The 22458-nt window shown below is 73.7% G+C and carries 14 protein-coding genes and 1 pseudogene; 7 read left to right on the forward strand and 8 right to left on the reverse strand.

Annotation, left to right across the window (positions count from 1 at the left end):
- Position 1: 1 nt before the first annotated feature.
- Entirely contained in the window at positions 2-1324 is a 1323-nt protein-coding gene (locus WN71_RS15540; RefSeq protein ID WP_143074841.1) for a Hint domain-containing protein, read from the reverse strand.
- Positions 1325-1631: 307 nt separating this feature from the next.
- On the opposite strand from WN71_RS15540, the gene WN71_RS15545 reads away from it, so the two are divergent.
- The gene (locus WN71_RS15545) at positions 1632-8642 is read left to right on the forward strand and encodes a glycoside hydrolase domain-containing protein (RefSeq protein WP_240529669.1); all 7011 of its coding nucleotides are present in this window, start codon (positions 1632-1634) and stop codon (positions 8640-8642) included.
- A 28-nt stretch (positions 8643-8670) separates the two neighbouring features.
- On the opposite strand, the gene WN71_RS15550 is transcribed toward WN71_RS15545, so the two are convergent.
- Positions 8671-9003, reverse strand: coding sequence for a hypothetical protein (locus WN71_RS15550; RefSeq protein ID WP_046587478.1), 333 nt, complete (start codon positions 9001-9003; stop codon positions 8671-8673).
- Between the two features lie 353 nt (positions 9004-9356).
- On the opposite strand from WN71_RS15550, the gene WN71_RS15555 reads away from it, so the two are divergent.
- Positions 9357-10343, forward strand: coding sequence for a DUF389 domain-containing protein (locus WN71_RS15555; RefSeq protein ID WP_046587479.1), 987 nt, complete (start codon positions 9357-9359; stop codon positions 10341-10343).
- A gap of 76 nt (positions 10344-10419) precedes the next feature.
- On the opposite strand, the gene WN71_RS15560 is transcribed toward WN71_RS15555, so the two are convergent.
- Positions 10420-11904, reverse strand: coding sequence for a chloride channel protein (locus WN71_RS15560; protein WP_079177885.1), 1485 nt, complete (start codon positions 11902-11904; stop codon positions 10420-10422).
- A gap of 230 nt (positions 11905-12134) precedes the next feature.
- Here WN71_RS15560 and WN71_RS15565 point away from each other — a divergent pair, with 230 nt between their 5' ends.
- Positions 12135-12989 carry an ATP-grasp domain-containing protein gene (locus tag WN71_RS15565; protein ID WP_046587480.1) on the forward strand — a complete coding sequence of 285 codons (855 nt, stop codon included), beginning with the start codon at positions 12135-12137 and terminating at the stop codon, positions 12987-12989.
- Between the two features lie 36 nt (positions 12990-13025).
- On the opposite strand, the gene WN71_RS15570 is transcribed toward WN71_RS15565, so the two are convergent.
- From WN71_RS15570 to WN71_RS15580, 3 genes are all read right to left on the reverse strand, one after another.
- Positions 13026-13619: a TetR/AcrR family transcriptional regulator gene (locus tag WN71_RS15570; protein WP_240529670.1), complete on the reverse strand. Its 594-nt coding sequence runs from the start codon at positions 13617-13619 to the stop codon at positions 13026-13028.
- A gap of 183 nt (positions 13620-13802) precedes the next feature.
- On the reverse strand, positions 13803-14495 hold the full coding sequence (locus tag WN71_RS15575) for a response regulator (protein WP_046587483.1): 693 nt from the start codon (positions 14493-14495) through the stop codon (positions 13803-13805).
- Positions 14496-14582: 87 nt separating this feature from the next.
- Positions 14583-15869: a sensor histidine kinase gene (locus WN71_RS15580; protein ID WP_046587485.1), complete on the reverse strand. Its 1287-nt coding sequence runs from the start codon at positions 15867-15869 to the stop codon at positions 14583-14585.
- 197 nt (positions 15870-16066) lie between these two features.
- On the opposite strand from WN71_RS15580, the gene WN71_RS15585 reads away from it, so the two are divergent.
- From WN71_RS15585 to WN71_RS15600, 4 genes are all read left to right on the forward strand, one after another.
- Positions 16067-16921 carry an ABC transporter ATP-binding protein gene (locus WN71_RS15585; protein ID WP_079177886.1) on the forward strand — a complete coding sequence of 285 codons (855 nt, stop codon included), beginning with the start codon at positions 16067-16069 and terminating at the stop codon, positions 16919-16921.
- Positions 16918-19269: an ABC transporter permease gene (locus WN71_RS15590; protein ID WP_206300083.1), complete on the forward strand. Its 2352-nt coding sequence runs from the start codon at positions 16918-16920 to the stop codon at positions 19267-19269. Before WN71_RS15585 ends, WN71_RS15590 begins: the two co-directional genes overlap by 4 nt.
- A 109-nt stretch (positions 19270-19378) precedes the next feature.
- A complete protein-coding gene (locus WN71_RS15595; RefSeq protein WP_046587487.1) occupies positions 19379-19738 on the forward strand; it encodes a DUF779 domain-containing protein in 360 nt (119 codons plus the stop codon).
- 90 nt (positions 19739-19828) lie between these two features.
- Positions 19829-21067, forward strand: a complete 1239-nt coding sequence (locus tag WN71_RS15600; protein WP_079177887.1) for a phosphodiester glycosidase family protein — start codon at positions 19829-19831, stop codon at positions 21065-21067.
- A gap of 63 nt (positions 21068-21130) precedes the next feature.
- Here the strand turns inward: WN71_RS15600 and WN71_RS15605 are convergent, their stop codons facing one another.
- Together WN71_RS15605 and WN71_RS15610 are read right to left on the reverse strand one after the other, a co-directional pair.
- Positions 21131-21325 carry a hypothetical protein gene (locus WN71_RS15605; RefSeq protein ID WP_046587488.1) on the reverse strand — a complete coding sequence of 65 codons (195 nt, stop codon included), beginning with the start codon at positions 21323-21325 and terminating at the stop codon, positions 21131-21133.
- A gap of 103 nt (positions 21326-21428) precedes the next feature.
- Positions 21429-22293, reverse strand: a pseudogene (locus WN71_RS15610) (phosphatidylinositol-specific phospholipase C/glycerophosphodiester phosphodiesterase family protein).
- Positions 22294-22458 lie beyond the last annotated feature (165 nt).

Here is a 22458-nt window from a genome sequence, read left to right on the forward strand (position 1 = left end):
ATCACCCTTGGAATAGGTCGGTTATCCGGAGCCGCGACATCACGGCCTGACATTGTGGGCAAGCCGGGAGCAGGTCCCTGTAGCGAATGTGATCAAACGGCTTGCGGAGCATAGCCAGGCTACTGCTTCCGCGTACCAGGTCGCCAGCCTCCATCGCCTGGGCGATGCAGCCTATTTCGGCGCACCCTCCGTGATGGCCGGTTTGCTCGATCACTCGACGCAGCGACAAGGGAAGGCTCCTCAAAGCCTCACCCGCCCTACGGGTACTGATGTCGAAATAGGCATTCCCTGAAGGCGTCAAGAGAACGCTCGCCGCCCCCTCATTCTTCCCAGGCGCAAGCCTGGCCAAATCCGTATACGCCCGGAGATCGCACTTCAAGGCGTCCGTGTTGTGGACGAGGATCGGCGTGGTCCCCGCCAGCACATAGTACGTATGCAGATCACCGATCGTCAGGTCATACGTCGTGGTGTGCGCGTGGTACAGGCGTACCGCGGTGACCGTGGCCGTGCCCGTCTCGGTCTGGAGGCGCTTGGCCAGACCCGGACTCGCCTTGGCCGCCCGCTCTGTGGCCCCGGCCGCCGTCTCCCGCTCCGTGGCCCCGGGCTCCGCCGACGCCCCCCGCTTCGAGGACGTGGACGTCACCGTCACGTCCACGAAGTCGTGGTCCGTGCGGGTCACGATCACGCGGGTGACCGTGTGGGTCTCGGTGGCCTTCCCGCCGGGGACGGCGTCCTTGATCCTGTCGCCCGCCTTGATGTCCTCGATGGGGCGGGTCGAGCCGTCGGCCATCACGACCTTCGTGGAGCCCGTGAAGCTGTGGGTCGTCCCGCAGCCGCGGGCGAGCATCGCGCCGCCCGCCGTCGCGATGACGCCGCCTATCGCTCCGCCCTCGACGCCGGACTCCGCTCCCTCCGCGGACGCGGCCGCCGCGCCCGACCAGGAGCAGCCCGCGTGGGTCTCGGAGCAGGTCAGGCCGTAGTCGGCCGCGCCGGTCGCGCCGCCGGAGATGCCGCCTATCGCCGCGCCCCCCAGGACGTTCGTGACGAGCTTCGGGAGCGCCTTGCCGAGCGCGGAGGCCGCGAGCTTGCCGCCGAGGGCTCGGCCGATGCCGCCGCCGACGGCTCCGCCGACCGCGCCGAGCACGGTGGATGTGGCGAACGCGCTGACCGAGCAGACCCCTTGCTGGCCGCCCATGCACTTGCTGCCCTGGTCGACCAGGCCGGCAGCCGCGCCCGCGAGCGCGCCGCAGCCGATGGCGCCGGGGACGGACAGGGCGCCGCCGCTGCCCGCGGTCACAACGGCTTCGCAGCCGGAGAAGACCACGACGGACGCCCCGGACCGCACACGACGGGTGCCCCAACCACCTGTGTACGCACCCCGTTTGCCCGGCGTACTTCCGGCCCCTGTGAAATGTGGGGCGGTCGTGGACATGACGGGTCTGTGTTCCGTAGGGTCGCGGCCGTCCTTCCTCTGGTGCGCACGGTGCGGGCACGTCGGGGCGACAACGTTGTCCCGCGGTCCGGTCCGTGCGTGTGGATCGCGACGCCACTGGAGAGGTTCCGTGCTCACACGACATCACGCCCGCTTGGCCCGTACGACCTTGGTGAGACCGGACCGGCGGCGCCGGAGGTTGCTGCGGGCAACGGTCTGCGCGCTGCTCGCCGGAGCGCTCGGGCTCACCACGCTGACGGCCGGCGGGACGGCGGTGGCCTCGGCCCCGGCGGGCGCCACGACGGCTTCCGGCACGACGGCGTCCGGCACGGACTACACCCAGCGCGTCGACCCGTTCGTGTCCACCCGCGGGGACGACGGCAACGACCTGCCGGGCGCCGAGGCCCCGCACAGCCTCGCCAAGGTCAACCCGATGACCACGCCGGACCGGAACCACTCCGGGTACGACTACGACGAGGACCACATCGCCGGGTTCACCGCCACGGACCTCGACGGCGTGGGCGGTTCGGGCGGCGGCGGCGACCTGCTGGTCGTGCCCACCTCCGTGCAGTACGACAGCCGGCCCGCCACCGGCACGTACGCGCACGCCTACCGCCACGACGACGAGACGGCGACGCCCGGCTACTACCAGGTGGGCCTCGGCGCCCTGGGCGGCACCGGGTCCGCCGTGACGCAGACCGGCGGCACAGTCGACGCCGAGATGACCGCGACCACCCGCACCGCGCTGGAGCGGTACCGCTTTCCGGACGGGTCCGACCCCGAGCTGGTGCTCGATCTCGCCAACAACTACACCAGCCGCACCCGTTCGACCCTGAGCGCCACGACCCTGTCCGACGGCACCACCGCGATCTCCGGTCTCGTCGCCGGGTCGTTCAACGGCGCCGCCTACCGGCTGTACTACTACGCCACCACCAACGTCCCCGTGACCTCGCTGCGGAGTTGGGGCGCCGACGGGAAGCTGAGCGGGGCGACCACGCAGGACGGCGGCGACACCGGCGCGATCCTCCAGTTCGACAAGTCCGCCGCATCCGACGTGGAGTTGCACATCACGTTGTCGCCGATCAGCGCCGAACAGGCCGCCGTCGACCAGCGCAACGAGGTCGGCGGCAGCACCTTCGACCAGGCCCGCGCGCAGACGAAGGCGGACTGGAACAGCACCCTCGGCGCCGTCGACGTGAAGTCCTCCGCGACCTCCGACCCCGGCTCGACGCTCACCGACGAGTTCTACACCCACCTGTACCGCATGTACGCGCTGCCGGTGAACGCCACCAGCACCAGCGGGACCTACCGCGGTGTCGACGGGGCGGTGCACAAGACCAACGGCTTCACGTACTACGACGGCTGGTCCACCTGGGACGACTTCCGCAAGTACTCCGTCGAGGCCTACATCGACCCGGTCACCTACCGGGACCTGGTGCAGTCGCTCATCGAACTGTTCGCCGACGCCCACACCTCGGGCAAGAGCCTCGGCAGCCTGACCCACTCGGTTCCGACCGTGCGCTGGGAGCGGTCGGCCGTGGTGATCGCCGACGCGATCTCCAAGGGCTACCGGGACTTCGACCGGCTCGACGAGGCCTATCCCGCGCTGCTCTCCTCCACCGGGTACTACACCGGCGCGCAGCTGCGGCAGGGCTATGTCTCGGGCGATCCCGGCACGACCGTCCAGCGCGGCTACGACCAGTGGGCGCTGTCCGTCGTCGCGGGCGCGCTCGAAAAGTCGGACGACGAGACGAAGCTGCGCACGCAGTCGACGATGGCGATCGACAACCTCGTCAAGTCCGGGGCCTGGACGGCGGCCGACGGCACGAAGGTCGGTCTGCTCACCCCGCGTGCCACCGGCGGCGACTGGCAGAGCGCCGACTACGAGAAGTTCGAGGCGGCCGGCCTCTACCAGGGCACGCTCTGGCAGTACAACTGGTACGACGCCTACGACATGGGCGGCCTCATCAAGGCGATGGGCGGCGCACAGGCCGGAAAGGCCGCCGTGGAGCACCTGTTCGGCGAGGACTCCGACGCGGCCGACGGCTCGACCATGCTGCACTCCAACGCCAACGAGATCGACCTCCAGGCTCCCTACCTGTTCAACTACGTCGGTGAGCCGGGCCTGACGCAGAAGTGGGTGCGCGCCATCTACACCGGCACCACCTGGAACCGCTACCTCGCCACCGGCTCCACGAACGAAGCACCCAGCTCCGGGGGCGAGTTCACACCTCCGGTCGACACGCAGGTCTACCAGCTCTCCCCGCACGGCTTCCTGCCGACCATGGACAACGACGCCGGCACCATGTCGACCATGTTCGTCGCAGCGGCCCTCGGGCTGTTCCCGGTGACCTCGGGCTCCAGCCAGTTCCAGATCGGCAGCCCGTTCTTCGAGTCCACGACGATCACCTACGCCGACGGCAGGCACTTCACGGTGAAGGCCGACGGCGTGTCCCCGAGCACCTACTACGTGCAGAGCGCGACCCTCAACGGCTCGCGGTTCGCGAACACGTGGCTGGACTACGCGCAGATCGTGTCCGGCGGCACCCTGGAGTTCACCATGGGGGCCAAGGCGTCCGACTGGGGGACGCACACCGCGGCCGCGTACTCGCTCGACACCGATACCGACACCGGAGGCGGCACGGCGTCCGGCTCGGGCCGCACCGTCGTCTCCGCCGACCCCGGCACCCTCGCCACCAGCGCCGACGGCACCGTCGACGGGGACATCAGGCTCAGCCTGTCCGGGCCGGCCTCCTTCGCCGCCCGGAAGGGGACCAGCCTCACCGCCACCGGCGCCGCCTCCGTGTCCGGTCTGCCGGCCGGGGTCACCGCCGATCTCCGGGTCACCGGGGCGCACACGGCAACCCTGTCCCTGACGGGCAGCACCAAGGTCGACGCGCGCCTCGACATCGCCTTCCACGACGGCGCGTTCGGCCGTGGCACGACCACGGACAGCCTCACCGGCACCGGGGTCTCGCCCGCCGACCCACTCGTCGTGTCCGCCGCCGCCGTGGCGCGCAAGGCCCTCGCCGCGCTCGTCGACCAGGCGTCCCTGGTGCGCGCCGGCCACTACTCCGACGGCTCCTGGACCCTGTTCCGGTCGGCTCTGGATCGCGCCCGGACCGTCCTCGCGGACAGCGCCTCCGGGACCGGCACGATCATGGCCGCGGACGACACCCTCCAGTCCGCAGTCGACGGGCTCACCATCGACGAGGGCGGCTACGCCGTGCTCCAGGCCGAGAGCCCCGACCAGAAGTACGGCGCCGACCTGAAGGCCGAGGCGTACTACTCGGACGGCGACCTCGGCGGGGTCACCGAGGGGTCGTGGGAGACGTTCGACAAGCTGGACTTCGGCGGGGTCGCCCCGCACAGCGTCTCGGTCCGCTACGCCAACTCGCAGGCGGCGAACGCGACTCCGAGCAGCGTCGACATCCACGCCGGGGGCGCCGACGGGCCCGTGGTCGCCACCGTGCAGCTCCCCGGCACCGGCGGCTGGCAGTACTACGCCACGGTGCAGGCGGCCGTCACCGACCCGGACGCCCTGCTGGCCGCGTCGAGCGCGACCTTCGTGTTCCACGCGCCGTCCGGGCAGAGCTGGGTCTCCAACTTCGACTGGTACCAGTTCTCACCGGACCAGGTCGCCTCGTCCACGTCGACCACGCTCGCCACCCTGAACGCGGGCAACACCACGGCGACCGGCGGCGGTTCGTCCGAGCTCGACCTCGCGAACGGCATCTTCGAGAACGTCACGAACGGCGCGTGGGCCGAGTGGCAGGGCACCCGCCTCGGCGAGGGCGCCGACACCGTCACCGTCAGCTACGACAAGCCCCAGTCGCGCGCGGCGTCGGACTCGCGCATCGAGCTGCACCTCGGCGCGAAGGACGACGCCCGGAGCGTCGACATCCCGCTCGGGTACACCGGTTCGGGCTGGGGCACCGTCGCCACCACGACCGTGCAGCTGGACCCGAGCGTCTTCGCCGGGGTGCAGGACGTGTACGCAGACTTCGTCTCCGGCACCCAGTCCGCCGGCCAGCCCTACGTGGCCAACGTGTACGCGCTGACCCTCACCAGCAGCGCCGACGCCCCGCTCGCGTTCGACGCGACGGCGTTCACCGCCTCCGGTGGCGGCGGCCTCAAGAGCGAGACGGCGACCTGGACCGGCGCGGGGTCCGCCACCGACCTCGGCGGCACCTACGACGGCGCCTGGCTCGACTACGGCGACCTCGACTTCGGCAGCTCCGCGAAGGACACCGTCACCCTCACCTACGTCAACAACTCGGCGCGCTGCGGCACCGGTTCAGCCGTCCAGCTCTACCTGGACTCCTTCGACCCGGCCGCCCTCGGGACGCCGTACGCGTCGATCCCGCTGCCGGTGACCGGATCGGCGTGGTCGTCCGGCGGGACGACCAGTCTGACCCTGCCGAAGGCGATCACCGGCACGCACCGGGTGCATCTGCGGCTGACCACGCAGGCGGACTCCTCGCACCCGTACGTCGCGAACCTCGGCCGGGTCACCTTCAGCCATGTCGGCACGCCCGCCGCCACGGACACCACCGCGTTGCGGAAGGCGATCGACACGTTCGCGGGGCTGTCCGACGACGCGAGCCGGTACGACACCATCGACTTCGGGGTGTTCCTGCGCGAACTCGGCGCCGCACGCGCCCTTGTGGACGCCTCCGACGCCGCGCAGTCCGAGGTCGACGCGCAGACCCGCAGCCTCACCCTCGCGGTCGGCCAGCTGATCCCGCTCCCCCGGCTGAAGCTGGAGGACCTGATCACGGCCGTATCCGCCCTCGACGACGCCCGCTACACCGACGCGTTGTGGACCGCGTTCACCGACGCGCTGGCGGCGGCGAGGACGGCCGTGGCGGACGGCGCGGCGACGGACGAGACCCTCACCGCGCGCTACGACGCCCTCGACCACGCCCGCTCCGGGCTCACGACGAAGCCGAGGACGGTCCCGGCCGTGCCCGGCGCGGTGTCGGCGACCTCGTCCGGCACGAGCGTGACGGTGGCCTGGTCCGCGCCCGAGGACGACGGCGGCTCCGCGGTCACCGGCTACCGGGTCACCCTCGACGACGGCCACCAGGTCACGATCCGCGATCCGCACAGCCGCAGCACGACGTTCACCTGGCTGCCCACCGGCGCGTCGTACACCGCGCGGGTCCGGGCAGTGAACGCCGTGGGCGCCTCGCGGCCGAGCGCCGCCACGCAGCCCGTGGTCACCGGCGACAGCACACCGCAGCCGCCGACCGTGACGGGCGTGGTGACCGACGGCCATCACGTCCGCGTGACCTGGCGGGCGGCCGGCGACGGCGGCTTCCCGGTCGTCGGCTACACCGTGACCCTCGACGACGGGACCGCCACGCACGTCTCCGGCACGGCGGCCACCGCGCTGCTCACCACCCGCGGCGACGCGCCGACCCACACGGCCGCCGTCACCGCGGTCACCCTGGCCGGCACCTCGGACGACACCGGCACGGGCGCCGACGCCACCGCCACCGCCGACGCCAACACCGTTGCCGACGCCGCGGATTCGGCCGGTTCGGCGGCCTCCGACGGAACGGCCTCAGACGCAACGGCCGCCGCCGTGACGTCCTCCGACCCGGCGGACTACGTGCCGTCCCCCTTCTCCTCCGACACTCTCGACGCCTCCTACGCGTCGGACACCTGGCCCGCCACCGGCGACGGCAGCGACTACTTCGACGACCTGCTCAGCGGCTTCGACGACCTCGGCTCCACCACCCTCGGCGCCAACTCCAAAGTCGCGTCCGGCACTTCGCCCACCGCGCAGAACGACAGGATCGCCCTCGGCATCAACAACGCGGCGACGCAGAGCGAGGTCGACCGGGCCGAGACGGACGCGACGAACAGCCCGACCGTCACGATGGCCGACGGCCTCGGCTCCCGGCTCGGCCGGCTCTACCTCGACGCCCTCGACGCCGGCCGACTGCCCAAGACCAGCGCCCTGTTCGCGCGCGTCGCCCAGGGCCTCGACACCCACGCCGAGGCGAAGGACCACTACGGGTATCTCCGCCCGTACGTCCGGCTCGGGTTCGTCGGCGACGGCGGCGACGTGTACGAGTCGCAGGACGGCTCGTACAGCGGCCTGGCCGGCGACGGTTCGTACCCGAGCGGCCACACCTACAGCGGCTACGAGACCGGGACGCTGCTCGCCACGCTCCTGCCCGAGCTGGCGCCGTCGATCCTCGCGCGCACCTCGGAGTACGGCGACAACCGCATCGTCCTCGGGTTCCACTACCCGCTCGACGTCATGGGCGGCCGCATCACCGGGCAGGCCACCGTGGCGCACCGGTGGGCCGACCCCGAGTTCCGGCAACTGCTCCTCGCGGCCCACACCGAGATGGAGAACGTCCTGCTCGCGCAGTGCTCGGCGCAGGGGTACGGCGACACGCTGGCCGCCTGCGCGGGCGACTCCTACGACGGCTTGAGCCAGGCGCAGGACGTCGACCTGTACACACAGCGCCTGACGTACGGGTTCTCGCAGACGGGGAAGGCCGGGCAGACCCTGGTGACGCCGTCCGACGCGGCGGCGCTGCTGACCACGGCCTTCCCGGACCTCACCACCGGGCAGCGCACACAGGTCCTGGAGCAGACCGCGACCGACTCGGGCTACCCGCTCGACCTCACCGGCGGCGGCGAGGCGAGCTGGCAGCGGATCGACCTGGCGGCGGCGATGTCGGCGCAGGTCGTGGTGGACGCCGACGGGCAGGTCACGGTGACCGGCCGCACGGACGCCACCCGGGCGAGCGTCGCCGGCGCCCGCGCCATCACCGTGGGCGGTGTCGCGATCGACGGGTTCGACCCGGACACGGCCACCTACGTCGTCGACCTGCCGAGGAACGCGCGGATTCCCGCGGTCTCCGCCGTGGCGGCCGCCTCCGGCGCCCGGGTGAAAGTCACCGACGGCGGTTCCGTGCTCGCGTCGGGCGAGGCCGGGTTCACCACCCGCACCATCGAGGTGACATCGGCGAACGGTGCGGTCACGCGGACGTACACGGTCGGGTTCCGTCGTACGGGCCAGGACCACCGGCCGGTGGCGGCGGGCGGCAGCGGCGACCGGGCCACGGGCGGCTCCGGCGACGGCGCGCCGTCCGGGCCGTGGGGCGGCACGGGCACCGCGGGCGGCGCCGGCCTGTGGTCGCGGGGGACGGAGTGGGCCGAGACCAGGGGAGGCCTGCGGGGCTGACCGTCCCGGCGCGCACGGCGCGGCCCTGTCAGCCCGGGGCGAAGGTGAAGCTCTGCCACAGCCCGGTCGACGCGACCGCGTCGTCGGACAGGCCCGTGCCGAGGAACTTGCTGTCGCCGTTCTTCGGCACGGTGCAGTCGGGCGTGGTGTACAGCTTGATGTCGCTGCCCGTCCGGTTGTGGACCTCCTCGACGCTGCCGACGAAGCGGTGGCAGCCGTCGATGGGCGGGTTCGAGATGGTCTGCACCGTCGTGCCCTTGCGTCCTTCGATGACGCCGGACGCCTGATCCTCGCAGGCGGTCAGCGCGATACCGAACAACGCCATGCCGCAGAGCGCGGCCAGCCGCCGGGAAACGCGCATCGGTCCTCCTGTGCCGGTACGGGTACGGGCGGGGACGTCGTCCCGTGACCACTATCGGCCACGTCGGCGGGAATCGCCTGATGAGGACGGCCGTTCCGGGCACGCGGGCCAGCACGGGCAGGGGTCCGGGAGGGGGCGCGGGGGTCCCGGGGAGGGGGCGCGCAGGGCGGGGGTCCGTGGGAGGGCACGCGCGGCGGGGGCCCGGAGGTCCGCGCGTCGATCGCCGGCCGCCCGGACTGCCTTCCGCGCGGCCCGTTCCGCGGGGCGGGTTCCTCCCGGGCGGGCGATAGTGGACCGGGGCCGGTGCCCGACGCCCGCCCCGCGGGGGCAGGCCCGCCCGGAGGAGGCAGCGGATGGATCTGGTCCATGTCCGCCTGGTGACGCCGCCCGCTCTCACCGGACGGGTGGTCGACCTGCTCTCCGCCGACGAGTGCGTCCTCAACCTCCTGCTCGTCCGGGACGCCCATGTCCCGGACGGGGACGCGCTGGAGTGCGACGTGCTGCGGGGCGCCGCGAACGACGTACTGGCCCGGCTGCGCGCGCTGGGCGTGGACCGGGCGGGTTCGATCGCGGTCGGCACCGTGGAGATGATGTTCTCGCGGGACGCCGAGCGGGTCGTGGCGGCCCAGCCGCACGCCCGCGTCGACGCGCCGCTGTGGGTGGCGCTGGAGGCCCGGATCCGGGCCGGCGGCACCTATCCGCCGTCGTTCTACCTGTTCCTGGTCATCGCCGCGCTCATCGGCTCGGTCGGCATCATGACGAACTCGCAGATCCTGATCGTGGCGGCGATGGTGGTGGGCCCCGAGTACAACGCGCTCACCAGCGTCGCGCTCGGGATCGACCGCCGCCTGCGCCATCGCGTCCGGGACGGGACCGTCGCACTGTCCGTGGGCTTCGCGCTGGCCATCGTCGCCGCCCTCGGTTTCTCGGCCCTGGCGCGCCGGGCGGGCTTCCAGTCGGCGACCTTCGAGCTGGGGCTGCGCCCGGTCTCCCATCTCATCGGCACCCCGGACTTCTTCTCCGTCTCCGTCGCCGTGCTGGCCGGTGTGGTCGGGATCGTCTCCCTCACCGAGGCCCGGGGCAGCGCGCTGCTCGGGGTGTTCATCTCCGTGACGACGATCCCCGCCGCCTCCGGTGTGGGCGTGGCGATCGCGTTCGACGACTGGGACCAGGCGCGCAGTTCACTGCTTCAACTGCTGCTCAACGTGGTCGTCCTGGTGGTGGTCGGCGTCCTCACGCTGCGTCTGCAACGACGCCTGTGGCGCCTGGCGGCCCGCCGCGGCGCCGCGCGACGCGGGGGCGGGCGGCCCGGGGTCGGGCGGCCAGGACACAAGGACTGACCCCCGCGACGGGCCGGGCACCGCGGGCGGGCACCGCGGACGGCCACCCCGGGCGGGCACGTGCGGCCCCTCCGGGTCAGCGGGTGCCCTGTGGCTCCGGGCCGCCGGGCGCCGTATCGGTCGGCGCGGTCTTCTCCGTGGCGGGCTCGGCGTCGCCGTGCCCGCCCTCGCGTCCCTCGTCCCAGGTGGCCGCCGGATGGGTCTGCGGTGGTCCGGCCGGCTTGCCGATCGCGGGCAGGGGGCGGCCGGGCGGCAGCAGCTCCACGGTGATGAAGCCGACCACGGCGGCCAGGATGATCACGGGGATCATCGCGGAGCTGCCGAGCAGCAGGACCACCAGCACCACGCCGCTGACCGGGAGCCGCAGGGACGCCGCCACCGCGGCGGCCATGCCCGCCGCCATTCCGGGCACGACGCCGAGACCGGGCAGCGGGGCGAGCAGCACGCCCGCCGCGCCGCCGAGGAACAGCGACGGGAAGACGGGACCGCCGCGCAGGCTGCCGAGGCAGAGCGCGTACGCCGCCCCCTTGCACAGGAGTACCGCGATCAGGGCGCTCACCGGCCAGGAGTGCGGATCGGAGGCCAGCTGCCCGAGCAGCGCCTCGCCGGAGGACGCCACGTCGGCGGGCGACCGGTCGACCAGTAGCGCGTACAGCGTGGCGCAGGCGCCCGCGGCCAGCCCGCACAGCACGGTGCGGGGGATCACGCCGCCCGCGACGAAGATCGCGGCGAGGCGCCCGCCGGCCAGGACGAAGTGGATCGCGACGGCGATGGCGACGGCCATGAGCACCGCCCAGCACACGTCCCCCGCGTCGAGGCGCGGCAGCGGGACGCCCAGATGGAGCGTCAGGCTGTCGGTCGACAGGCCGGTCCAGTGGCCGAAGCCGGTGAAGACCAGCGCCCCGACGCCGCTGGCCAGCAGCGCGGGCAGCATCACGGCGAACAGCTGGGGGCCGCCCACCCCCGCGACCTCGATGAGGATGACGGCCGCGACCAGCGGGTTGCCGAAGATCGCGGCCAGGGCTGCCGCGGCGCCCGCCGCGCCGAGCAGGGCCGAGCTCTGCGGGGTCGCCGGGGCCCTGGCCAGGTCCCTGAACAGCAGCGCGAGGCCGCCGCCGAGCGCGATCAGCGGCGCCTCGGGGCCGAGGGTCGCGCCGAGCGGCAGGCTGGCCGCGGCGGCGACGATCACTCCGGGCAGCGCGACGGGCGACATCCCCGCGGTGTGCAGGCCGCCCGCGGGCACATGTCCGCCGCCTCCCGGCAGATGGCGCACCACGAGGCCCACGACCAGCCCGGCCAGCGCCAGCAACGGCAGCGGCCACCAGGACGGCGGGGTGCTCCAGCCCAGGTCGTCGGGGATCTCCTCCCACACCTGGTGCTCCGCCTCGTGCAGCCCGGCGAGGAACCAGAACGCGGCCAGGGAGACCGGCACGCCCATGATCGCCGAGAACACGAGGGCCTTCTGATAGGCCCGGTTGCGCAGCAGCTCCCGAAGCCGGTCCGCCTCTTCGGGCTGTGTACCGGCGGCGGAGGCGGCGGTGGATCGGTCCGACCGCGTCACGGCTTCGTCCCTCCCGTATACGCCGGATTCCCTCCGTCATTGCAACACCCGGGCGGGAGAGCCGCACATCCGGCGACGGCGGCCCGCCGCCCGGTCCGCAGCCCAGTCCGCCGCCCGGTCCGCAGCCCGGTTCACCCTCGGTCCGAAGGTTGAATGTTTGACACTTTCCGGCGGGCGGGCGACAGTGGCTGATCACCGTCCGCCCTCAGGAAACCCCAGGTGAGCAGCTCATGCCCGTGTCCGCGTCCGCCGCCCGTCCGCGTCTGCTCTACGTCACCGATCTCGCCTACGACGCCCGCGGCCGGCGCTACTGCGACGAGGACATCCACCTGTCGTCCCGGCTCCGCGACGGCTTCGACGTCGCGCTGTGCCATCCGGGCGACGCCGTGCGGCTGATGGACGCCTTCGACGCGGTCGTGGTCCGCAACAGCGGGCCCGTCCTCCACTACCGCGAGGAGTACGACGCCTTCCGCGCCGCGGCACTCGCGCGCGGCACCCGCGTGTACAACCCGCTGACCGGCCGGGGCGACATGGCCGGCAAGGAGTACCTGCTGGAGCTGACGCGGGCCGGGCAGCCGGTGATACCCACCGTCGACCGGGCGGCGGAACTCGGCCTGCTGACCGGCGCCGCGGAGTACGTGGTGAAGCCGAAGGCCGGGGCGGACTCCATCGGGCTGCGGATCGTCACCGCGGCGGAACTCGACGGGCTGTCGGCCGGTCTGGACGGCGGGCTCCTCGTGCAGCCGCACATCGACTTCCGCTACGAGGTGTCGTTCTACTACGTCGACGACGCCTTCCAGTACGCCCTGTACGCGCCCGACCCCGAGCGGCGCTGGCTGCTCGAACCGTACGAGCCGACCGCCGCCGACCTGGAGTTCGCGCGGCGCTTCGTCGACTGGAACACCCTGGACCACGGCATCCAGCGCGTCGACGCCTGCCGCACCCGTCAAGGGGAGCTGCTGCTGGTCGAGTTGGAGGACCTGAACCCGTATCTCTCCCTCGACCGGGTCCCGGAGCCGGTGCGCGAGGGGTTCGTGACGGCGATGGCGGGTTCGCTGGAACGGTTCCTGGCGGCGACGTCGTAGTGCCGACGTGGCAGGAGGGGCGGGGCGGCCCGGCCCTCAGCTGCCCGGCGAGGCGTCGCCGAGCAGCCCCGCCCAGCTCTCCGCCAGGGTGTCGACGACCTGCTCGCGGTCGTTGTCCCAGCGGCCCGGGGTCCAGGTGCGGGCCACGTGGTCGAGTTGGGCCATCGCCAGCACCCCGCGCAGCCGGCGGCTCGACGGCTCGAAGCGGTCCGCCTGGTCGAGGCCGTGCTCGATGTCGCCGACGGCCTCCTCGGACCACGCGTCGACCAGGCCGCGCAGCTCGGGGTCGACGGCGGCGGCCTCGAAGGCGGCGTTGAGGTGGGCGCGCACGACGTCCCAGCGGCCGGAGACGGTCCACAGCCACTCCCGCAACGCGGCGCGGCCGCCCTCGGCGACGACCGCGGCCAGGCCGCGTGCCGGGGAGCCGTGGGCGGGTGAACCGGCGCTCTGCAGCGCCTCGCCGAGTTCGCCGATGAGCGCCTTCATCAGGTCGCTGCGGGAGGGGAAGTAGGCGTAGAACGTGACCCGGGTGGTTCCGGCGGCGGAGGCGATGGCGTCCACCGTCGTCGCCGCGTAGCCCTGCTGCGTGAACAGGTCCAGGGCCGTGGTGAGCAGGAGTGTGCGGGTCATCTCCTTCTGGGCCGCGCGCAGGCCCGCCATCTCAGCTCTCCCGCCGGTCGCTCATGCGGTGATCGTATCGCGATCGGATCAGCCGGATCATGGCCGCCGGGACCCACCGGAGCCCACCGGTGGCCTGCCCGTCCAGAGCTGCGACGCGCTCGGCGAGGGCGGCACCGCCGGGTTCGGCGGCCGTCAGGGAACGGCGCCGTCGGCCTCCCGGCCGCCCGGACTGACCAGTCCCGTCTCGTACGCCACCACCACCGCCTGGGCCCGGTCGCGCAGGGAGAGTTTGCCGAGGACGCGCGAGACGTGGGTCTTCACGGTCGCCTCGGACAGGTGCAGCGCGGTGGCGAGTTCGGCGTTGCTCAGACCGCGGGCGAGCAGCCGCAGCACGTCGAGTTCGCGCGGGGTGAGCAGGGCGAGGTCGCGGTGGAGCGCGGCCGTCTCCGGTGCCGTACGGGCGAACCGTTCGACGAGACGGCGGGTGATCGCGGGCGCGAGGAGGGCGTCGCCCGCGCGGACCGTGCGGACGGCGGCGACCAGTTGCTCGGGCGTGACGTCCTTCAGCAGGAAGCCGCTGGCCCCGGCGGACAGCGCGGCGTAGACGTAACGGTCGAGGTCGAAGGTGGTGAGCATGATGACCCGGGGAGCCTCCGCGCCACCGGAGAGAATGCGCCGGGTGGCCTCCAGGCCGTCCATCTCGGGCATCCGGATGTCCATCAGCACCACGTCGGGCCGGGTGCGGCGGACGGCGGCCACGGCCTCGGCGCCGTCGGTCGCCTCGGCGACCACCTCGATGCCGTCGGCGCCGAGGATCAGCCGGAATCCGGTGCGCACGAGGGCCTGGTCGTCGGCGACCAGGACGCGCGGGGGTGACGGGTTCACGGGTGCTCCAGGGATGTTCACGGGCGCTCCGAGGCGGTGTTCACCCGGCGCTCCGAGTCGGTGTTCACGCCTGCTCCAGGGGAAGGTTTACGCCTGGTCCAGGGGGATCAGGGCCTGCACACGGTAGCCGCCGAGGAGGCGCGGGGCGGCGTCCAGGGTGCCGCCGTAGACGGCGAGGCGTTCGCGCAGACCGATCAGGCCGCGGCCGTCGCCCGCGGTCGCGGACGGGCCGGGGGCGCCGCCGGAGTCGGCGACCTCGACGCGCAGGTCGTCGGCGCCGTAGTCGACCCGGACGCTCGCCCGCGCGCCCGTGGCGTGCTTCACGGTATTGGTGAGCGCCTCCTGCACCACGCGGTAGGCGGCCAGTTCGATGCCGGGCGGCAGCGGGCGGGCCGGGCCGTGGACGGCGAGCGTGACGTCCACTCCCCCGGCGCGCACCCGCTCCACCAGGCTGTCCAGCCGGCCGAGGCCGGGCTGCGGCGCCAGCCGTCCCGCCTCGCCGCCGTCGCCGCCGTCGTGGGCGTCGTCCTCGGTGTCCATCGTGAGCAGGCCCATCACGTGCCGCAGCTCCGCCATCGCCGCGCGGCCGCCGGACTCCACGGCGAGCAGCGCCTCGCGGGCCTCGTCCGGGGAGCGGTCGAGGATCTTGCGGGCGGCCCCGGCCTGGATCACCATCACGCTGACGTTGTGCGTGACGACGTCGTGCAACTCACGGGCGATGCGGGCGCGTTCGTGCTCGACGGCGACGCGCAGCTCCTCGGTCCTGGCCCGCTCCACGGCGGACAGCCGGGTCCGGCTCTCGGCGGCCCGCTCCCGCCAGGTGCGCAGCCCGACGGCGGTCACCACGAGCGGCACGGACACGAGCAGCGGCACCCACTGGACGGGGACGGTGGGTTCGACGTCCATGCCGGGGACGTACGGCACCGACCGGCCCACCACCACGGCCAGTACGACCGTCGGCCCGAGGCTGAGCATCGTCGCCGTACGGTACGGGCTGTGCGCGGCGGCGCTGTACGCGGCGATGATCAGGGCGTAGAAGGTGAGCCGTGTCGCGTCGTGCGGGGTGAGGGCGTTGGCCGCCATCACGATCCACAGCACGGTGAGGGGGTGGCTGCGGCGCCAGGCGAGCGCGCCCGCGGCCACGGCGACCAGGACCAGCAGCGCGGCCAGCCCGCCGGTGCCGTGCCGGTGCGACTCCTCGTAGAGGTCGCCCATGGCGAACTGCGCCGACATGACGCCCAGCAGCAGCGCCAGGCCGGTGTCGAACGCCCGGCCCGCGGGGGTGGGTGTGGGCCGCGGCCCGGCCGGGCGCGTCAGGTCGTCCCCGGCGGCCCGCAGCCGGACGCGCAGCCGTGTCAGGGCCGTCTTCGTCATCCGCCCATCCTCCCCGGCCGGCCGGGCCCGGACATCCCTCCGGCGGCCGGTTCGGCTCCTCCCGTCGACTACATCGCAAGGATGACCTCGCAGGCCGTCGTACCGGCGCGGTACGGCATTCACCTCCGCCGCCGGACGTGGCACGGCCCGGACCCTCCCTAGCGTCGGGGCACCGACGTACCGACCCGGGAGGGACCATGAGCACAGCCGTGATCGAACTCACCGAGGTGACCAGGCGCTACGCCGCCGGGCCGCCCGCCCTGTCCGAGGTGTCGCTGACCGTGCGGGCCGGTGAGGCCGTCGCCGTGCTGGGCCCCTCGGGCAGCGGCAAGTCGACCCTGCTGAACCTGATCGCCGGTCTCGACCGGCCGGACGCGGGGACCGTCGCCGTGGACGGGGTGCGGGTGGACCGGCTGAAGGAGGCGGGGGCGGCGCGCTACCGGCGGGAGAAGATCGGCATGGTCTTCCAGTTCTTCAACCTGCTGGACGATCTGACGGTGGCCGAGAACGTGGTCCTGGCCGCCCGGCTGGCCGGGACCGGCCGCCGGGAGGCCCGGCGGCGCGCCGCCGAGCTGCTGGGGTCGCTCGGCATCGACCGGCACGCGGACGCCTACCCGGCCCGGCTCTCCGGGGGCGAGCGGCAGCGGGTGGCGGTGGCGCGGGCGCTGATGAACCGCCCCCCGCTGCTGCTGGCCGACGAGCCGACCGGCGCGCTGGACTCGGCGTCCGGCGACGACGTGGGGCGCCTGCTGCGCGAACTCAACGCGGAGGGCCAGACACTGCTGCTGGTCACGCACGACGACGCGCTGGCGCGCTCGTGCACGGGGCGGACGGTACGACTGGCGGACGGCCGGGTCGCCGACGCCGGGACCGCCGGGGCGGGGATCGCCGGGGTGAGGGCCGCCGGGGCGGGGGATTCGCCCGGCGCCGCCGGTGCCGCGGGATCCGCGGGCGCGGCGGGTTCGGCCGGCGTCACCGGGACCTCCGGTGCCACCGGGACCTCCGGTTCCTCCGGTTCCTCCGGTTCCTCCGGTGCGGAGGCCCTTCGATGAGCGCGCTCACGCGCGTGGTCCGGGCCGGTGTGACGCGGCGTTGGGTGCAGACGACGGTGGTCGCGCTGGCCACGCTGCTGTCCGTGACGGCCTCCGTGCTGGCCGGGGCGCTGCTCGTGGCGTCGGACAAGCCCTTCGACACCGCCTTCGCCCGCCAGCACGGGGCGCATCTGACCGCCCAGTTCGACGCCCGGCGGGTGACGGCGGCGCGACTGGCCGCGTCCGCGCACACGACGGGGGTCGCGGCCGCCGCCGGGCCCTACCCGACCGTGTCCGCCGCCCCGGGCACCCCCGACGGCGGCGAGGCCGCCCCGCTCGCCCTGGTGGGCCGCGCGAGCCGGGGCGGCGCGGTGGACCGGGTCACCCTGACCCAGGGCCGCTGGGTGCGGACCACCGGCGAGGTCGTGATCGCGGCCGGGTCGGACACCCCCACCCGCCTCGGGGACCGGCTCTCCTTCCCGGACCTGCCGGGCAGCCCGACCCTCACGGTGGTCGGCGTCGCGCGCTCGGTCAGCCGTACCGCCGACGGGTGGGTGACGCCCGCGGAGATCACGGCGCTGTCCGCGTCGGGGCATCCCGCCGGGTACCAGATGCTGTACCGCCTCACCGAGGCCGGCACCGCCGCGCAGGTCGCGGCCGGGCGCTCGGCGGTCGAGGCCGCCGTACCGGCCAAGTCCCTCCAGACGGCGCGGTCCTGGCTGGCCGTCAAGAAGGCGGCCAACCGGGACACCGCCCTGTTCGTGCCGTTCCTGGTCACGTTCGGCGTGCTCGGGCTGATGATGTCGGCCCTGGTCGCGGGCAGCATGGTCGCGGGCACGGTGGCCACCGGGCTGCGCCGGATCGGCGTGCTGAAGGCGGTCGGCTGCACCCCGGGCCAGGTCGTGCGCGCCCATGCGGCGCAGGCGCTGGTCCCGGCGCTGGCCGCGACGGCGCTGGGCGTGGCGGCGGGCCATCTGCTGGCGGTGCCGCTGCTGTCCGACACGGCGGACGCGTACGGCACGGTGGGGCTCGGCGTGGCCGTGCGGGTCGACGTGGTGGTGGTCGCCGCGGTGCTGGCGGTGGTCGCGGGCGCGGCCTGCGCGAGCGCCTGGCGGGCCGGGCGGCTGCGCACGGTGGACGCGCTCGCGGTGGGCCGTTCGGCCGGTACGGCGCGGGGCCGCCGGGCCACCGCGCTCGCGGCCCGGCTGCCCGTACCACCGGGCCTCGCACTGGGGCTCGCCCGGCCGTTCGCCCGGCCCGGCCGGACGGCCGCGATGGTCGTGGCGATCGCCTTCGGCGCGGCGGCCGTCACCTTCGCCACCGGCCTGTCCTCGTCGCTCGGCGCGGTGATCGCCGCCAAGAACCACAACGCCGCCGATGTCACCGTGGGCCTGTCCGCGCCGGGCGGCACGCGGGCGGAGCCGGGGCAGCGGCCGCCGACGGCCGACGACGCGACCCGGATCAAGACGGCCATCGCGGCCCAGTCCGGCACGCGCGCGCAGTACGGCAGCGCGTCGGAGCGGGCGGGTGTCACCGGGGTCACCGGCGAGGTGCCGGTGGTGGCGTTCGACGGGGACGCGTCCTGGGGCGGCTTCCGGATGGTGAGCGGCCGCTGGCTGCACGGCGCGGGCGAGGCGGTGGCGGCGACGCCGTTCCTCGCGGCGGCCGGGGCGCGGGTCGGCGACACGGTCACGCTCACCGTGCACGGCACACAGGTGCCGGTCCGTATCGTCGGCGAGGTCTTCGACACCGGCGAGGACGGGATGCACGTGTTCACCGACATCCGCACCCTCACGCACGCCGACCCGGGCCTCACGGTGTCCGCGCACTACGTCGACGTCGCACCGGGCACGGACGTGGCGATGTACGTGAAGGCGCTCGACGCCCGGCTGAAGCCGCTGGGGATCTCCGCGACCTCCGACAAGTTCGTCAACGGCAGCGATGTCGCGGACGCGCTGGACTCGGTCACGGCGCTGCTCAGCGTGATGCTGGCGGCGGTGGCGGCGCTGGGCGTGCTCGGCGGGGTGGTGCTCGACACCCGGGAGCGGGTCCGCGACCTCGGGGTGCACAAGGCGCTCGGTATGACGCCCCGCCAGACGGTCGCGATGGTGGTGGCGTCGGTCGTCGTGCCCGGTCTCGTGGGCGGCGCGCTGGGCGTGCCGCTCGGATACGCCCTGCACGCGCTGGTGATGCCCGCGATGGGCCGCGCCGCCGGACTGCGCCTGCCGCACTACGTCGTGGACGTCTACCACCTGCCAGGGCTGCTGCTGCTCGGGCTGACCGGGGCGGCCGTGGCCGTCGTGGGCGCGCTGCTGCCGGCGGGCTGGGCGGCACGGGTGCGTACGGCGACGGCGCTGCGCACGGAGTGACGGGGCGTCACAAGAATCCCGCGGAACCCCGCACGGTGGACGCGGGCCCGACGCGACGTGAGACTGGGGGCGGGCAATTCCGCCGCCGCTCACCTCCTGGACGGTGATCATGTACGAGGAGATCCCCCGCGTCGAACTCACGCCCGCCGCGGCCGACATGGTGCGGCGGCTGAGCGCCTCGCACGGGCCGCTGATGTTCCACCAGTCGGGCGGCTGCTGCGACGGCAGCGCGCCGATGTGCTATCCGGAGGGGGAGTTCAAGACGGGCGGCTCGGACGTGCTGCTCGCCGAGCTGGCCGTCGACGGGGTGGACGACCGGGTCGGATTCTGGATGTCCAAGAGCCAGTTCGAGGTCTGGAGCCACACCCGGCTCATCGTGGACGTGGTCGACGGCCGTGGCAGCGGATTCTCCCTGGAAGCACCCGAAGGAGTGCGATTCCTGATCCGTTCGCGGGTCATCGGCGGATAGCAACCTCCGCGCCACCGGGCGCTCTGGTGCACTTCCCCTGAGTCCTGTCCCCTGACTCCAGGGACAGTTGACGAGACATCAGGGGGCACAGTGACACATCGTCAGAAACCTCGGAAGCTCGGCAGATCGGTTCTCGCGGTCCTCGCGTCCTTAGGTGCGCTGGCCGGTGCGGCCCTCGGTGGGGCGGCACCGGCCGGTGCCGTTCCGCGGTCCGAGCGGATCGCGGCCGGCGTGACCTACCGGCAGTACGACATCAAGGCGGCCAAGGGGCTCACCCACGCCCATGTGGTCACCGTCGACCTGCGCGACCCGCATGTGCGGCTCGACCTGCTGCACCCGGGAGCGGTGGCCGCCCGCGCCGCCGTCTCCCGGCTGGCCGACTCGGCCGGCGCCGTGGCGGGTGTCAACGGCGACTTCTTCGACATCACCGAGACCCAGCACCCGGGCGTCGAGGCGACGGGCGCGACCGACGGCCCGGCGATCGCGAGCGGCCGGGAGCTGAAGGCCGCGGTGCCCGACGGGCAGCGCTTCGGTCCGTCCCTGCCGCCCGGTACGACGACGAAGAACGTCCTCGGCGTCGGCACCGACCGGCGGGCCCGGCTGGACAGCATCTCGCTCGTCGGGTCGGTCCGCTCCCCCGCCGGGGCGCTGCCGCTCGGCGGGTTCAACCAGTTCGCGCTGCCCGTGGGTTCCGTGGGCGCGTTCACCTCGCTGTGGGGCGGCGTCTCGCGGGCGCGGGCGACCTGCGGCACGGACACCGACCGGGCCGCGCCGTGCAGTTCGGACACCTATGAGGTGACGGTCCGGCACGGCCGGGTGGTGGCGGTGGCGGACACCCCGGGCTCCGGCGCCATCGCGTCGGGTACGACCGTCCTGGTGGGGCGGGAGGCGGGTGCGCAGCGGCTGCGCAAGCTCTCGATCGGCGAGCGGGTGACGGTACGGCACCGGCTGGTGGCGTCGGCGTCCCGGGTGCCGTACCGCTTCGCGCTCGGCGGGTATCCGGTGCTCTCGCACGGGAAGCCGCTGCCCGGTCTCGACAACGCCACGGCCGCGGTGCGCACGGCGGTCGGCATCGCGGACGGGGGCCGGCGGCTGCTGCTGTTCGCGTTGGACGGCGCGCCCGCCTACCGCACCGGGCTGACCATCGCCGAGGTCGCCGCGGCGTTGCGCTCGCTGGGCGCGGTCGACGGGTTCAGCCTCGACGGGGGCGGGTCGACGACGCTGGTCGCGCGGGCGCCGGGCGCGAGCGCGGTGTCGGTGCGCAACCATCCCACGGGCGGCGCCGAGCGCCCGGTGCCGAACGGCATCGGGGTGTTCTCGACGCGGTGAGCGGGGTTCCCGGCACCGGAGCCATCGGGGCGCGCCCGCCGGCCGGCGGGCGCGCCCCGATGGTCAGGGATGCAGACTGCTCACCAGGTCGGCGGTCGCGCTCAGTCCCTGGCTGATGGTCGGCGCCATGGTCGAGCCGGCCAGGAAGAATCCCAGCAGGGCACAGACCAGGGCGTGGGAGACCTTCAGCCCGCCGTTGCGCAGGAAGATGATCGCCAGGATCATCAGCAGGACCACCGCAGAGATCGAAATCGCCATCGCGCGCCTCCTCCGCCACGTCCACTTCGCGGCGTTCGGCCGCAAGTGTGGCGTAGCGGAGGGTTCGTCCGGGCGGCTGACATGTCCTCCGAACGGGTGGAGTTCAGTCGGCGCGGTGGGTGTCCAGGAAGGCTTCCAGGCCGGAGAGGTCGTCGGTGTTGAAGAAGTCGACCCCCGCGGCGAGGAGTTCCGTCCACAGGGCGTCCCGGTCGGGGCCGGGCAGGTCGGGGGTGGCCCAGAAGCGGACCTGCTGCCCGTGGGGCGTGGGCCCGGTCCACGATGCCGCGCAGCGTGGCGCGTTCGGCGTCCGGGAAGGTCCCGGCGCCCAGCCAGGTGAAGTTGAGGGTCCAGTTGTCGGAGATCAGCGGGACGAAGGAGGCGGGCGCGGTGGTGGCGAGGTCGGTGAGCCGGCCGTCGTAGAAGGCGCGGCGGACGCTCTGCGCCTCCATCGGGATGCGGGCGGCCCGGTCGCCGGAGATGACGTTGGTGACGGCACCGGGGTGGACGCGGCCGTGGACGCAGGTGGTGAACAGGTGCGGGTAGCGCCGCAGATGCCGGTCGAGTTCGAGGTAGGTCGACGAGCCCTCGGTCTTGATGTCGATGAGCAGCTGCAGGGGCCGGCGCCACCCCCGGTACACGGAGCCGTTGTTGGCCCTGACGAGGGCCGCGAGGGGGTCGAGGTAGAGGGATTCGAGGGTGCGCCTCGGGTCGAGTTCGGAGGCGTCGTGCCCGATCAGGAGCTGGTCGCCGACGAGGAAGATGTCGGCCTCGACGCTGCCGAAGCGGTGGTCGAGGGCGTCCGACAGCGGGTGCGGGTGCTCGTAGTCGTTGTGGGCGTGGGCGCGCCACAGCGGGCGGGTGCGGGACGGGGCGCCGTCGGCGAAGGCGGTGCCCGCGGGCGGCGCGAGCACGGCCGCGAGGGTGGCGCCCAACGCGGTGAGGGCTCTGCGACGGGTGACGAGGGCCATGCGTTCCTCCCTGTGGGGCGGGTGCGAACCACAGGGAGTATGGGTCCGCGAGGACCCCGATAAGCCTGTACCTGACAGGAGTTGGCCGGACCGCCGCCACGCGTTCACCCGCCCGGCGGGGTACGCGAGGAAGCCCGCCCCGGGTGGGGCGGGCTTCCGTCGGGC

The organism is Streptomyces mangrovisoli, assembly GCF_000974985.2.
Lineage (GTDB): Bacteria > Actinomycetota > Actinomycetes > Streptomycetales > Streptomycetaceae > Streptomyces > Streptomyces mangrovisoli.

Coding starts and splice junctions, on each gene's coding strand:
- WN71_RS15550 (WP_046587478.1), bottom strand. CDS start 9,003: ATGCGCGTTTCCCGGCGGCTGGCCGCGCTCTGCGGCATGGCGTTGTTC.
- WN71_RS15555 (WP_046587479.1), top strand. CDS start 9,357: ATGGATCTGGTCCATGTCCGCCTGGTGACGCCGCCCGCTCTCACCGGA.
- WN71_RS15565 (WP_046587480.1), top strand. CDS start 12,135: ATGCCCGTGTCCGCGTCCGCCGCCCGTCCGCGTCTGCTCTACGTCACC.
- WN71_RS15570 (WP_240529670.1), bottom strand. CDS start 13,619: ATGACCCGCACACTCCTGCTCACCACGGCCCTGGACCTGTTCACGCAG.
- WN71_RS15580 (WP_046587485.1), bottom strand. CDS start 15,869: ATGACGAAGACGGCCCTGACACGGCTGCGCGTCCGGCTGCGGGCCGCC.
- WN71_RS15585 (WP_079177886.1), top strand. CDS start 16,067: ATGAGCACAGCCGTGATCGAACTCACCGAGGTGACCAGGCGCTACGCC.
- WN71_RS15590 (WP_206300083.1), top strand. CDS start 16,918: ATGAGCGCGCTCACGCGCGTGGTCCGGGCCGGTGTGACGCGGCGTTGG.
- WN71_RS15595 (WP_046587487.1), top strand. CDS start 19,379: ATGTACGAGGAGATCCCCCGCGTCGAACTCACGCCCGCCGCGGCCGAC.
- WN71_RS15605 (WP_046587488.1), bottom strand. CDS start 21,325: ATGGCGATTTCGATCTCTGCGGTGGTCCTGCTGATGATCCTGGCGATC.